The organism is Spirosoma fluminis, from assembly GCF_054778895.1.
The window spans coordinates 347,740-360,194 of sequence record NZ_BAAGZD010000004.1 but is presented as its reverse complement, the minus strand read 5'-3'; the positions used below and the strand labels follow the sequence as shown (position 1 = coordinate 360,194).

The following is a 12,455-nucleotide window of genomic DNA, read 5'->3' as shown; positions in this document are numbered from 1 at the left end:
TACTGACTATTCAGCCTGGTTATTTCGCTGCGACTTCGGGCTTAGCGGATACCCGCGCCGTAAACGTCTCCACTTTGTGACGGATCGGTTTCAGCGTCCGCAGGTAGGTGTAAATGGCGCGCAGATCCGTTTCGGTCATCCCCCCGTACATCATCCAGGGCATCAGCGTTTGTTTCTCACCGGGCTTAACAGCCGGGGGAACGTAGCCTCTGGCAGGGTCATGGGCTTTAAAGCGGGCGACAAACGCTTCTTTAGTCCAGTGGCCAATACCGGTCTCGTTATCGGGCGTAATGTTGGCCGAGCGGATCATCGCGTCCGGCATTCCGAACTCCATCCCTCCCGCAAACTCCATACCTTCAATCGCTGCGCCTTTTTCTTTTTTCGTATGGCAATCGACGCAGGAAGCTGCGTTCGTCAGATATTTTCCATAAGCCAGTACGTCCGTAGAGTCGGGGCGCTTCTGAAAGTCAGGTTTCTGCGGAATCGTGTTCAGAATGAAGTTCATCGGGAACTCGGCTTCCGAAGCGGGTACGGCATTGTCGATGGGTGTTAGGGTACGCAGATAGGCGATTACCGCCTGTACGTCTTCGGAGTCCATGCGTCCGAAAGCGGGGTGCGGCATCACGGGGAAGAGCGCTTTTCCAGTACGGTCAACCCCGGAGGTAATGGCCCGAAAGAGTTCACCATCGGTCCAGCTGCTCACGCCCGCGGGTGTAATATTACGTGCATAGAAGGTACCGGGAAAGCCCATTTCGGGCCCGAACCGATCGCCCCCTTTTCCCAGTGTACCCGCTACCGGCGGTCCGGTGTACCGGCTCCAGTCGCGCGTGCTGTGGCAATCCATACAAACGTTCACGTTATTGGCCAGATAGCGGCCCCGCTCAATCTGGGCAGCGGTGGACTTTACCCGCAGCTCCGGTGCTGGTCCTACGTTGGGCAAGCCCAGTTTTACGTAAGCCAACAGACCAATAATACCTACCGCAATGACGGCTAAGCCGACACCTACGTAACGAAAAACTTTTTTCATACAAGGGTTTGGAATGGTACTGGATTATACTGAATCAAGGCTAAACCTTTCGGCATAGTTGCGTTAAAAGTACGATAAATCTTAATTCGGACTCTGCGACAACCAGCTAAAAATCAACCGTTTAATAAATCATAACTCATTTAACCGACGAATAACCGATCGGGAGCCTGCTGATGTCGTAGCTGTGCAGTGTATGCACCTGACCGGTTGGCTCGTTCCGGAATACGACCCGGCAGTAATTGAGTTGAGCTTTAACCGACGAAAAAAGCCATTTCCGACCGATACGGGACAGGATAAATAAGCCATCGTCGTTGCCGACCGCATTAAAATCCAGCTTCGGCGTTGACTTGCTGAACTGCTCAATGCCGAACTGTGCCGCCAGTCGACAGGTGGTCAGTGTTACGTCTTCGGTGGCAATGCCAAGTTCACTCACCCCCTGAAACAGCTCATTGATGGTCAGGTTGGGATCATCGAGCGGAAGATCGGCCCGGCCAATAAATTCGAGCAGGTTTCCGGCATTGTCGTAGAAATAAGCAGCCCGGGCGTTCCAGTCGGGGAACTCCGCCACAGTTTGGCCCCGCGCCTGCGTATCGAGGTATTCGAAGTCGAAATAATACATGCATACTTCCAGCGCCCCGCGTGGTACGTTGATGGCCAGGTGATAGGGCGCTACGGGCACACTGACCGCCCAGAACGTCAGTTGGGTCCAGCCGAGTTGAAGCGTCAGGTGCGTGGCGGACTCCGAAACAATCGGTAAGCCAAGCCGCTGGGTGTAAAACGCCCGCGTACCGATGGGGTCATTCGTGTAAAGGTCGATGGCGAGGAATTTCATAACATTGGCTGTAACGTACAGCTGGCCGTTTCGGGTGTTGGATAGATACACGTACTACTCAGCTTAAAAGGTCTCTAAATGAGCACCTTACTGTAGTGGATTGATTCTAGACGGAGGATTGATGGCAATTGGGTTGACTTAACGCTTCAGGACAAGCGTCGCCTTCATGGTCGCTCCATCTTCGTTTACTTCAACACTGGCTTTCAACGTTGTGCCGTCATTAACAAGTACGTGCCACCGGCTCACACTAGTCGGCTTGTCAACATCCTTCAGGGTCAAGACCTGGGTTGCGGCATCAAATGACCACGTATTGGTTTGCTCGACAGCCTGCTCATCGGCTTCGCAACGCTGCTGACCGTTGTTTCCCATTACCTTGCCATTAGCCTCAAACACAACCGAATCGTCGGTATGGCATTCGTCCAGAAACGAAGTCAGGTCCTTGTCAAGTGTGCCGTCGCCGTCGAAGTCGATGGGCGTGTCGAGTGTGTAGGCCGTCATCGTCCAGCTTTTACCAACGAAGGCGGGTATGCTGGCTGGTGATGCGTTGTCCTGATCGTTCTTACAGGCCGAAGCGCCCGTGAGCAGTAAGGCGACAAGCGCCCCTATACGTAACGTAGTGAGTGCGTTCATTGAAATTGCTGGTTGAAACGAGTATGGTGTTGTTTACGTCAGCCCTGTTTCCGGCCTTGACGGGTCAAAATTGGCCTGAATGGCGGGCGAGTCCTATGAATAGACGGGTGAACTGCAGTTTGCAGCCAGTGAAAGGCAGAAAAAAGGCGATCAACCGAGAATCATTCCGGGTTGCTGCAACCGACCAGAACGACTGTTACGTAGATGGTGTGAAATATGAATAAAAAAGTGACGTTAGGCCCGTAGTTCAGGCTGGCTCGTGAGCAAGGGAATCCGGACCCTGAACGTATCGTCAACGACGCCAACTTCCAGTTCGCCCTGGCCCAGCAACTGATATTTCGTGTAGATGTTAATCAGGCCGACCCCGTTCGATAGCACCCTGGTTTGTCGGAGTTGCAGGTTATTGATGACCTGCAACTGGCCTCCATCATCGGTCCGGATTGTGATGTGCAGAGGCTGGTCGGCGGCAACGATGTTATGCTTGATGGCATTTTCGACCAGCAACTGGAGCGTGAGCGGAGGCAAAAGCGTCTTTAGATACGTATCGTCTACGTCAATCTGCAAGGTAAGACCATTCCCGTACCGAGTCCGCTGCAGGTGGTAGTACGACTGAATAAACCGCAGTTCTGAGGACAGTGTCGTTAGCTCATTGGCGTTCGTCTGGAGCAAATACCGGTATACGCTCGATAACTCTTCGATGAACAGTTCGGCCCGCTCCGGGTCATCATCAATCAGCGAAGACAACGAGTTGAGACTATTGAACAGAAAGTGCGGATTAACCTGCTGCTTCAGGCCTTCCAGCTGACTTTGCAGATTGGCCCGCCGAAACTTTTCGGTTTCGCTTAACGTCTGCGACCAGCGATCGAAGGTATAAACCGTTTCGTGTACTACGTTCGCAATGACGTTTCCCGCAATACCAAACAATAAGGTATTGTACAAACGAGCGCTGCTGAAGGTAAAACCAGGAAAACCAATCCATTCGTACCCGTAGAAAAATCCGACAATGGTTACCGATGACATCAGCATATGAATCAGCAACGCCAGAAACATCCGCAGCCAGGTCTGATGGACTTCGGGAAATTGGTTCCGAAGATATAGCGCTGGTACGCTATGCAGAAAGTAGATGGGTGTAAAGATCAGTACAACAGTAACCGTAGCCAATACAAACACATCGAGTCGCCTAAAATAAAGCGTCCCGAAAAGCATATAGTTGAAAAACAGGAAGTAGAACGGAAGAAGAACGAGTGCAATAACATTATCCCTCCGAGTGTACTGCGTCTTTTTCAAAACGGGTAGTTGTTTGGCGGCCAGCCAGCTGGCGGGTCAGCCGTTTTAAGGTAAAGCTACCATATTTCCGGCAGATTTTGGCAGTTCCAGTTTTACCTGGAAAACCCGCCCATCGTCGATGATACGTGGCAAAGGCAAGCTTAGTGACGCATACAGCGCGGTCAGGTTATTGAGCCCGCCCGGCTGAGTCTGGATGTGCCGTGTTTTACGTTGAATAGAATTCTTGACGGATAGATAGTCCTTGTCAGCTTCAATACTGATCTGTAGGGGCTCACTGGCGCAGATTACATTATGACGAATGGCATTTTCGACCAGTGTCTGGAGCGTCAGGGGTGGCAACCAGCGCTCCGTTGCTTCGTCCGAAATGCAGATCTGCCAGTCGAGGGATACGCCGTAGCGCGTTTTGAGGAGAAAGAAAAACGATCGGATGAAGTCCAGTTCTGTTGTCAATGGCACCAGCCGATGCTGATTGGTTTGCAGAAGATACCGGTATACCGTGGCCAACTCATCGAGAAATTCACCGGCCTTTTCACGATCCTCCCAGATGAGCGCGGACAGCGAATTCAGGCTGTTGAACAGAAAATGCGGATTTACCTGATTTTTAAGGCTGTCGAACTGACTTTGCAGGCTAGCTTTTTGCACGGCTTCGGCTTCGGCAACCGCCAGCCGATAGAGGTGCAGGTAATACGTAATCTCGTAGTAACCACCCACGATGATCACAAACGTGAGGGCCATAGAGCCGTGAATAATGTACACCCGCGGAAATTCGGGCGGGGCAATAAGCCCGGTTGGGTCAATCTGGCTTAACGCCCAGGTTTCGAGCGCCTGCAGCATAACGGTCAGCAGGGAATAGCCGCCAAACGTAAGCAGGATGCGCTTGCTCGTCTGCGATTTCAGCGTGTACTGCTTTCTGACCTGCATCACCCACCAGTACAGCAGAAACCAGGCGCTGGTTGTTGACACCATCCCCCAGCTAAAGGTCATGGCCAGCAATCGCCAGTCATACCCGTATTCCTCCAGATAAAACAGCACAAAGGGCAGCACCGCAACGGGTGTGCCGATGATGCGTATCCACTTGTCGTTCGTGTATGCTTCCGGTGGATTGTCTACCGGCTGGCGTCCGAGCGTTTGTAGTGGCAGTGTATCTGCTTGATTTACGGTCACAACCCGATTTGTCTACCAGCTAATTTAGCCTCCACAACATTACGAAGGTTCGTCGGAACCGACAACAGTTGCGTCCATCGAGCCGCTCAAGACCGGCTTAGAATGCGGGAAATAGTGTCTGAATCGATATAGTTCTCGTAAACTGCGTGTATCTACTTCAACAGACTTTCGGGTTACTCTCTGTTTACAATTCTCACCAGTCGAATCGTCATCACCGCTGATTATAACCAGTTTTGACCATAACTTAAAGCCGCTGGAGTTCCTGCCAGAACGCCCGGATAAACGTCCGCTCTTCGCGCGATATCCCCTCGTGAGCTCTGGCTACGCGAAGCAGAATGCGAATGAACCGCTTTTTGGTTTGCTTGGTCAGCTCAATACGCTGATCGGCCATCCGGCGCAACCCAAACGCATACGCTTCTTCGGCCGTTTCGCCAACATTGTCCCGTAAAAAACAGGCGCAAATAGCCAGGTCGCTGTAGGGCTCTCCTGCCAGCAGTTCCTGAACAACCTCACGTTCCGGTTTTTGAAGGTGACCGTCCAGCTTGGCCAGGGCATACACGACACTGCCCAATCCCATCGATACATCTGGAGAATACATAGACATAGGTAGTAAACAGTTTGTTGATTAATAAATGGTTTTGCGAGAACTAGATCGACTCCGGCCCGACTCTTATTCGATAGTAAGAGCGGCCAGTTGGTGAAACACCCGTTCATCCAGCCGGTAGCGGTCGTTAAGCGTCAAACTGCTTCTACTGGTAAATAAGGCGTAGTTAACCGCGTTGTACAGCAGCCAGTACGAACCCGGTGTATTCAGCAGCCTTTCCTCCAGCCGCAGGCGTTCGCTCGCTTGCTTTGCCAACTGGACCGGAATTGGCAGTTCGCGTAGCAGACTCTCCTGAGCGCCCGACAACGGAGCCTGCTGAAGGTGATTATACACGTTTGACGTTAACGAAGCGGGGGCCATCAAATGCTCAAGCAAAAGCTTATGCAAATGCTCCTGAAAGCGTTCGATGGTCAGATCACGGTGGTGAATCTTACGGATGTCGGTACTGTTCCGCAGCGGCCGGTCTTTAGGCTGTACACTTTTCGTGGAAGGCAGTTTTTCTTTGCCCTTCGACCAGGCGCCCAGCCAGCTCCAGTACGTATTCAGATCGGCGAACGGGTCGGCCCAGCCCAGCAGCCCATTCTGACAGACTGACCGGTAAAGACTACTGCCTAGCTGAGGGGTGCTGTCCAGCAGGGAGGTGAGCGTTTGCCCCTGAATACTGAACGGCGTCCGGCCATTGTAACTATTGGTTAAGATCAGGCTTCGCTGCAATCGCTCACTGCCAATCGACAGAGTTGTGGGGAGAATGATGCTGATGCTGAACTCGCCGGTAGTCGTGTATTTGATGAGTAAGCGATAATCGGAAATGAGCTGATCAACCACCGTACGTATCGCTTCATTCGGGATAATCGTATAATCGGCGCTTTGGATACCAAACAACGTTTTACGGCCGCCTGGCATCTGACCAACAACGAGTTGCTGACGGTCGGTCGCAATAATATCATACCCAGGCAGTAGATCGGTTAGCCATACAGGTTCTACCGGATAGCATATCTCCTGCCATGATTCCGTAACCTGAGGCTGAGCACTTATATAGGTCATATTATTTGCATTTGTGTTTTTGCAGTTGTAAATTTACAGCTATAAGATGACAAATCAAACGAACCCGTTATGAAAATCAGACAAACGTTATTCATTTATCCAGCTGCGCTCCTGTCGGCGGCACTCCTGGTCGGCTTTACGCTGGCGTATACCTCCACCCGCAGTACGTGGGCGGAGCAAGGCACAACCAATTCATTGACCGGTCCGTCTGACTGGCTGGGCATTTAAGCCGTACAGGTCAGGCTGTTGGTGCAGAGCAGAACGTAGCGGATAGCATCTCTCTACGTAGTGAAGGGCTTCATTTATCGACCAGGGTTTTAAACGACTCCGTTCATGAACGATTCAACCAAATATCAGTCTTCAACCTGGGTATCCACCGACCGCCGGCTACCGGTTTACTTTCTGCTGCTGCTCGGCGGTTCGTTGGTGGCCAATTGCCTGACAGAACATAGTTGTCAGCAGCAACTGACAACAGAACGGGCCGCACAGTCTTTTTTCGGCGTGAAGTCGCCACCGGGTGGCGATTGGGCTTATCAACCACTACTGCCGCAAACCGAAGCGGGCAGCCGTGGCTGGCGCCTTATATATAATGAGTTTCCGTATCCTTAATAATCTCCTAACTCTTAAAAAATAACTGATTATGTCCTGGCTTGAATACAGTCAATGCGTTCTGGAAAAGGTTAGCTTCGACCGAACGCTGTTCCGCAAAGAACTCCGCAAGTTTGTCTCGTATCTATCGGCGTCTGAACGGTTGCAGCTCATCCGCTGGTGTCGCCATCACCGACCCTGGAAACGCCACGAACCGACCCATACGGTCCTCACTCAGCCTCTTACGGCTGGGTAAACTACAGAGTGGCAGCAACTGGCAGATCGATTAATTGTCCCGGACCAATGCCTACAAGTAAACGTTACGCCCATGATCAAGTGGTTTCTAGGATTCAAACAGAAAATGAAAGCGGTTGGGCTGCTTTTTGGTGCCATGGTCCTCATCCTGTTCACGGCACTAAGCATGCGGCATGCCCTTAGAGACATTGACCAAACGCTGACCACCGTGTATGCCGACCGGTTGCAGCCGGCTGTTGATCTGGTTTACCTGAGCGAAAACCTGCACGCCAAACGGCTCCTGCTGGATGCGTACCTAACCGGCCAGACAAAGATGGCGGCCTCGGCCCTGGCTGCAGAACTGAACCGGTATAACGTAGCCAATCAGCAACTCATCGGGCAATTCGAGCACACGAAGCTGACGCCCAGGGAAGCCCAGCGTCTGGAGTCATTTAAGACAAGTGTGACTCACTACAACGATCTGGAACGTAAGGTTCTGCACCTGAGCGAATCCAGCCGGGTACAGGAAGCCGCCCAGTTATTTACAGAGCAGGGCGCTACATTCTTTCGGCAAGGCGTGCTGGCTCTCCATGAACTAGCTCAGATTCAGGTCAAAACCGGACAGCAGGCCGTTGAGGCCGCTCACCAGGAAGCCTCGGGAGGAGCCATTAACGCTACGCTTCTGATAGCGGTTTCGGTTCTGATTGGCGCGCTCATTCTGGCTATTATCCAGAGTATCAATCTGGCACCCCGGCCGACGCAGCCGTTCCATCTGAATTAGGTGACTGCTGGCGCCTGAATTGTTATAATTAACTCACTATCAAATTACTATCAACAAAACAAAGTACATTATGATGAATTTATTGTTAAGCAAATTAGATCACCAACGACTAACCGAACGTATTGTCCGGTCGAAAACAGATCCTACGCTGTCGCGCAATCAGATGACTACGTTATTCCAAAAGGTGAACGAGGCCGCGCTGTTCGAGCCAACCGATATACCGGCGAACGTAGTGACGATGAATTCGCGGGTAACGATCGAATATGTAAATAGTCGGAAAACCGTGGATATTCAACTGGTATATCCGGAGGAAACGAATATTCAACAAAACCGCATTTCGATTTTTGCTCCTATGGCTACGGCGATCCTGGGTCGGCGGGAAAACGAGCAGGTCGGCCTGAACACGCCGAACGGGACGGTTAAAATCCGCATCGCCCGCATCCTATACCAGCCCGAAGCGGCTGGCGATTTGTCGCTTTGATTCAACCGTAAAAAATGGCCCAAACGAACTCATAACCAGTCGTTCCGGCTCAACGCAAAACGCGCTGATGGCTCCTGGCTATCAGCGCGTTTTGCGTTACAGATCAGCGTGATTTTCTGATACGTATTACTGTTTACTCGACGCCTTTCACCTGCATGGGCAATGTATAGACAGATTCGGAAGCGGTGATAAACAATGTATTACGATCTTTACCACCGAAACAGATATTGCCAACCCAGCGGGACGGTACAGGTATATTGCCTAATTTGTTACCGGCCGGATCATAGACCGTAACGCCCCGGCCGCTCAGGTACAGATTTCCCTGATTATCGAGCGTCATGCCGTCGGAGCCCTGCGGAACAAACAACTGGCGGTTTGTCAGGCTTCCATCCGGATTGATCTGGTAATTGTACGTTTTGTTGGCCCGAATGTCGGCTACGTACAGAGACTTGCCGTCGGCAGACCCCACAATACCGTTCGGCTGCATTAAATCGCTGTCGACAACGACGGGTTCCCGTTTGCCTTTCGCCAGATAATAGACCTTCTGTCCCTCCATATCGGGCTTTTTACGTTCCCAGTAGTCGCGCTGGTAATAAGGGTCAGTGAAGTAAATACCGCCTTTGGCGTCGAGCCATAAATCATTCGGCCCGTTCAGTTTCTTACCCTGGTAATCGGTCATCAGCACCGTTACGTCGCCTTTGGGACTGATTGACCACAGTTCATTCTTGGCGTCGGCGCAGGCGATCAGGTTTCCTTTCTTATCGAAATACAGCCCGTTGGAACGCCCGGTTTTGTCCATAAATACCGACAGGTTTCCGTCCGTATCATACTTCCAGATTTTGTCGTTCGGCTGATCCGTGAAGAAGATAACGCCTTTTTTATCGACGGCGGGCCCTTCGGTGAACGTAAACTGATTCGAGACCTGCTTCAACGTAGCACCCGGCATAACCACCTTCACGGAGTCGACCCGCTGGGCGAACGTTTGCAACGAGATGGCCAGCGCGGCTATCGACAAACCGACTTTTTTAACATGATTCATAAATGAGAAGACAACGAAGTGCGTTCCAGAACGCGGTAAACGGATAAGGTATTTACGCTCTTCGGCCCACTAGCCTGAAAATCGTTTTCAGGCTAGTGGGCCGGGTACGATACGAGTTCGCTACGTGTTAGACACGATTCGGATCGGGGTGTTTCCAGGGTTGACGATAAGGCCGCTGCAACAGGTTGTTTGCTTCTTTGTCGCCCACAATCTCCCGCTTTTTCGGATCATACACGATTGGCCGCCCGATTTGCATGGATACGTTTGCCAGGATGCAGCTCGCCGTCGAGATATGGCCCTCTTCGATGTCCGCCACAGGTCGGCCACCATTTTCGATGGCTTCGAGGAAGTTGATCATGTGCAGACGAGTCGCCGGGGCTGCGTTCAGCTCGATCTTCGGATTGGTTGGTTCGGTCAGATCTTCCGGGTATTTCTCTTTTTCGTAGACAACATCCTTATGGATTTTCTGCCCTTCCTTGCCGAGCGGAATAAAGTCGTACTGCATGGTGCTGGCCCATAAAGTGCCTTTATCGCCGTAAAGCGTCAGTGACCAGGGGTATTCGGGATTGTTAGGCCCCCCCCACGACCGGTGCTGCCATACGCAGTTCAGCCCGTCGTATTCGAAAATCGCCGACTGCGTATCGGATATGTTCGATTTCCCCTCTTTCTGCACGTAGATACCCCCCGTTGAGGAAATGCGTTTGGGCCAGCCCAGTTTCAGCATCCAGCGGGCGGTATCGAACATGTGTACGCACATATCTCCTACAATACCATTTCCGTATTCCTTGAACGTGCGCCACCAGCGAACGTGCGGCAGGCCGTCGTAGGGACGTAACGGAGCCGGCCCGGTCCACATTTCGTAATCCAGGAAGCTCGGTACCGGCTGCTCGGCCGGATTGCCATTGGCCCGCATGGGAAAGTAACAGCACATCTCGACGTGCGATATTTTACCCAGCAAACCGGCATCGACAATGTTCTTTTTGGCGTCGATCAGGTGGGGGGTACTTTTCCGCTGCGTACCGACCTGCACCACTTTATTGTATTTACGGGCGGCCGCGACCATGGCTTCGCCTTCCAGTACGTCCACGCTGATCGGCTTCTGTACGTATACGTGGGCTCCGGCCTTAACCGCATCGATCGTTTGCAGCGCATGCCAGTGGTCGGGCGTACCGATCACCACAATATCCAGTTGATTTTCGGCCAGCATCTTGCGGTAATCGCCGTAGAGCTTCGGCACTTTACCCGATTTCTGGCGCTGGCTCACCAGCTTGGCCGCGTCGTCGAGCATATTTTTATCCACATCACATAACGCAACCACGTCAACGGGCGACACCTGGATCAGGCGTAATAAGTCACTTTTTCCGTACCAGCCCGTTCCAATCAGAGCTACACGGTACGTCTTCTCAGGCTTGCTAAGGCCCATGCCATTAGCGCCAAGCGCGGTTAAAGCAAGTGACGCCGTAGCCCCCTGAAGGAACTGACGCCGGTCGATGGTGAAATAAGGCATTGAAGTAAAGGGTTCAAAAAGTTTCGCTACGTGCTGTCAGTACGGCCCGGACCGACAGGTGGTACTTGATTCGTATTGAAAAGACGGCCAGGGGTGGCAAATACTCTTTTGGGCCGATACGATTTTCCATGGCAACACGCGGCAAAGGCGATTAAACGCTGATTTCGATATGGCCATTACGTTGCTCCCGGGTTTACGGAGTCTGCTCCAGCCCGTTACGTTCCTGCCCGGGGCGACGGGTTGATTCGCCGTCTGGTAAGTAGAAAATAAGCCCGTGTCGTCTTCATGGAAGAATGACAATGAATGCCTTTACCAATCAATGATATGACAACCCGACGAGTGTTTCTAAAAAAAGCCGGTGGCTCCGTTGCCCTGGCCTCTGTCAGTCCGGCCCTGGCGTTAGCCAACGCCCCACGCGTTGGCCCTCCGGCGGGTGAAGACTTGTTTAAACTGGGTATCGCCGGCTATAGCTTCGTGCATTTCAAGCTGGACCAGGCGCTGGAGATGATGAAGAAAGTAGATGTTCACTACCTGTGCATCAAAGATTTTCATCTGCCTTACAATAGCACCGCCGAACAGATCAGCGCTTTTCACGACACGCTGAAAAAATCCGGAGTTACTGGCTACGCGGTCGGGCCGATCTATCAGAAAACAACGCAGGAAGTGGATAACGCCTTTGATTATGCCAAACGCGTGGGCGTGAAACTGATTGTTGGCGTTCCCAATGCCGAACTGCTGCCGTACGTCGACAAAAAGGTGAAAGAATATGACATGCGCTACGCGATTCACATCCACGGACCGGACATTAAGTTGTGGCCCAATGCCTCGTCCGTTATTGACGCCGTTAAGAACCTGGACGCGCGAATTGGGCTTTGCTTTGACATGGGCCACGATACGCGCTTTGGCAACGACGCGATCGCCGACCTGGAGAAGTACGCCAAACGCATCTTCGACATTCACCTCAAAAACGTTACCGCAGCGTCGAAAGAAGGCACGACCTGCGAGTTGGGCCGGGGCGTTATCGACATACCGGCTTTTGTGGCGATGCTGCGTAAAATCAAGTACGATGGCTGTTGCAGTCTCGAATACGAGAAAGACATGAAAGATCCGCTGGCGGGCATTGCCGAATCGATCGGCTACTTCAAAGGCGTTTGCGATACGTCCAGATCGGGCAAGCGAAAAGTCTAATACAGCAAATAAACCACAGCTTCAGGCTTACTTATTAACCCATTACCTC

General features: G+C 52.1%; 15 protein-coding genes. 6 read left to right on the top strand and 9 right to left on the bottom strand.

The window, feature by feature from the left end:
* Positions 1-19: 19 nt before the first annotated feature.
* The 7 genes from ACYVBJ_RS06970 to ACYVBJ_RS06940 form a co-directional block, all read right to left on the bottom strand.
* Complete coding sequence (locus ACYVBJ_RS06970) at positions 20-1,027, bottom strand: c-type cytochrome (protein ID WP_460981574.1); 1,008 nt, start codon at positions 1,025-1,027, stop codon at positions 20-22.
* Between the two features lie 136 nt (positions 1,028-1,163).
* On the bottom strand, positions 1,164-1,859 hold the full coding sequence (locus ACYVBJ_RS06965; protein WP_460981573.1) for a VOC family protein: 696 nt from the start codon (positions 1,857-1,859) through the stop codon (positions 1,164-1,166).
* 138 nt (positions 1,860-1,997) lie between these two features.
* The gene (locus tag ACYVBJ_RS06960) at positions 1,998-2,489 is read right to left on the bottom strand and encodes a hypothetical protein (RefSeq protein WP_460981572.1); all 492 of its coding nucleotides are present in this window, start codon (positions 2,487-2,489) and stop codon (positions 1,998-2,000) included.
* 234 nt (positions 2,490-2,723) lie between these two features.
* The gene (locus ACYVBJ_RS06955; protein ID WP_460981571.1) at positions 2,724-3,776 is read right to left on the bottom strand and encodes a sensor histidine kinase; all 1,053 of its coding nucleotides are present in this window, start codon (positions 3,774-3,776) and stop codon (positions 2,724-2,726) included.
* A gap of 45 nt (positions 3,777-3,821) precedes the next feature.
* A complete protein-coding gene (locus tag ACYVBJ_RS06950; RefSeq protein ID WP_460981570.1) occupies positions 3,822-4,940 on the bottom strand; it encodes a sensor histidine kinase in 1,119 nt (372 codons plus the stop codon).
* A 244-nt stretch (positions 4,941-5,184) separates the two neighbouring features.
* Complete coding sequence (locus ACYVBJ_RS06945; protein ID WP_460981569.1) at positions 5,185-5,544, bottom strand: tellurite resistance TerB family protein; 360 nt, start codon at positions 5,542-5,544, stop codon at positions 5,185-5,187.
* Positions 5,545-5,610: 66 nt separating this feature from the next.
* Positions 5,611-6,588: a hypothetical protein gene (locus ACYVBJ_RS06940; protein ID WP_460981568.1), complete on the bottom strand. Its 978-nt coding sequence runs from the start codon at positions 6,586-6,588 to the stop codon at positions 5,611-5,613.
* Positions 6,589-6,657: 69 nt separating this feature from the next.
* Between ACYVBJ_RS06940 and ACYVBJ_RS06935 the strand changes: the two genes are divergently transcribed.
* From ACYVBJ_RS06935 to ACYVBJ_RS06915, 5 genes are all read left to right on the top strand, one after another.
* A complete protein-coding gene (locus ACYVBJ_RS06935) occupies positions 6,658-6,816 on the top strand; it encodes a hypothetical protein (protein ID WP_460981567.1) in 159 nt (52 codons plus the stop codon).
* A gap of 105 nt (positions 6,817-6,921) precedes the next feature.
* Positions 6,922-7,197, top strand: a complete 276-nt coding sequence (locus ACYVBJ_RS06930) for a hypothetical protein (RefSeq protein ID WP_460981566.1) — start codon at positions 6,922-6,924, stop codon at positions 7,195-7,197.
* 31 nt (positions 7,198-7,228) lie between these two features.
* Positions 7,229-7,432 carry a hypothetical protein gene (locus ACYVBJ_RS06925; protein WP_460981565.1) on the top strand — a complete coding sequence of 68 codons (204 nt, stop codon included), beginning with the start codon at positions 7,229-7,231 and terminating at the stop codon, positions 7,430-7,432.
* A 72-nt stretch (positions 7,433-7,504) separates the two neighbouring features.
* Entirely contained in the window at positions 7,505-8,191 is a 687-nt protein-coding gene (locus ACYVBJ_RS06920) for an MCP four helix bundle domain-containing protein (protein WP_460981564.1), read from the top strand.
* 70 nt (positions 8,192-8,261) lie between these two features.
* Positions 8,262-8,672 carry a GreA/GreB family elongation factor gene (locus ACYVBJ_RS06915; protein WP_460981563.1) on the top strand — a complete coding sequence of 137 codons (411 nt, stop codon included), beginning with the start codon at positions 8,262-8,264 and terminating at the stop codon, positions 8,670-8,672.
* A 133-nt stretch (positions 8,673-8,805) separates the two neighbouring features.
* On the opposite strand, the gene ACYVBJ_RS06910 is transcribed toward ACYVBJ_RS06915, so the two are convergent.
* On the bottom strand, positions 8,806-9,711 hold the full coding sequence (locus tag ACYVBJ_RS06910) for an SMP-30/gluconolactonase/LRE family protein (RefSeq protein WP_460981562.1): 906 nt from the start codon (positions 9,709-9,711) through the stop codon (positions 8,806-8,808).
* A gap of 127 nt (positions 9,712-9,838) precedes the next feature.
* Positions 9,839-11,218 carry a Gfo/Idh/MocA family protein gene (locus ACYVBJ_RS06905; RefSeq protein WP_460981561.1) on the bottom strand — a complete coding sequence of 460 codons (1,380 nt, stop codon included), beginning with the start codon at positions 11,216-11,218 and terminating at the stop codon, positions 9,839-9,841.
* 324 nt (positions 11,219-11,542) lie between these two features.
* Here ACYVBJ_RS06905 and ACYVBJ_RS06900 point away from each other — a divergent pair, with 324 nt between their 5' ends.
* Positions 11,543-12,406 (top strand): sugar phosphate isomerase/epimerase family protein, encoded by an 864-nt coding sequence (locus ACYVBJ_RS06900; protein WP_460981560.1) that lies wholly within the window; start codon positions 11,543-11,545, stop codon positions 12,404-12,406.
* Positions 12,407-12,455: the final 49 nt, after the last annotated feature.

Bases quoted from the DNA above. Each gene is read 5' to 3' on its own strand.
- ACYVBJ_RS06910 (WP_460981562.1), bottom strand. From the start codon at position 9,711: ATGAATCATGTTAAAAAAGTCGGTTTGTCGATAGCCGCGCTGGCCATC.
- ACYVBJ_RS06920 (WP_460981564.1), top strand. From the start codon at position 7,505: ATGATCAAGTGGTTTCTAGGATTCAAACAGAAAATGAAAGCGGTTGGG.
- ACYVBJ_RS06945 (WP_460981569.1), bottom strand. From the start codon at position 5,544: ATGTCTATGTATTCTCCAGATGTATCGATGGGATTGGGCAGTGTCGTG.
- ACYVBJ_RS06970 (WP_460981574.1), bottom strand. From the start codon at position 1,027: ATGAAAAAAGTTTTTCGTTACGTAGGTGTCGGCTTAGCCGTCATTGCG.
- ACYVBJ_RS06940 (WP_460981568.1), bottom strand. From the start codon at position 6,588: ATGACCTATATAAGTGCTCAGCCTCAGGTTACGGAATCATGGCAGGAG.
- ACYVBJ_RS06960 (WP_460981572.1), bottom strand. From the start codon at position 2,489: ATGAACGCACTCACTACGTTACGTATAGGGGCGCTTGTCGCCTTACTG.
- ACYVBJ_RS06935 (WP_460981567.1), top strand. From the start codon at position 6,658: ATGAAAATCAGACAAACGTTATTCATTTATCCAGCTGCGCTCCTGTCG.
- ACYVBJ_RS06925 (WP_460981565.1), top strand. From the start codon at position 7,229: ATGTCCTGGCTTGAATACAGTCAATGCGTTCTGGAAAAGGTTAGCTTC.
- ACYVBJ_RS06915 (WP_460981563.1), top strand. From the start codon at position 8,262: ATGATGAATTTATTGTTAAGCAAATTAGATCACCAACGACTAACCGAA.
- ACYVBJ_RS06905 (WP_460981561.1), bottom strand. From the start codon at position 11,218: ATGCCTTATTTCACCATCGACCGGCGTCAGTTCCTTCAGGGGGCTACG.
- ACYVBJ_RS06900 (WP_460981560.1), top strand. From the start codon at position 11,543: ATGACAACCCGACGAGTGTTTCTAAAAAAAGCCGGTGGCTCCGTTGCC.
- ACYVBJ_RS06965 (WP_460981573.1), bottom strand. From the start codon at position 1,859: ATGAAATTCCTCGCCATCGACCTTTACACGAATGACCCCATCGGTACG.
- ACYVBJ_RS06930 (WP_460981566.1), top strand. From the start codon at position 6,922: ATGAACGATTCAACCAAATATCAGTCTTCAACCTGGGTATCCACCGAC.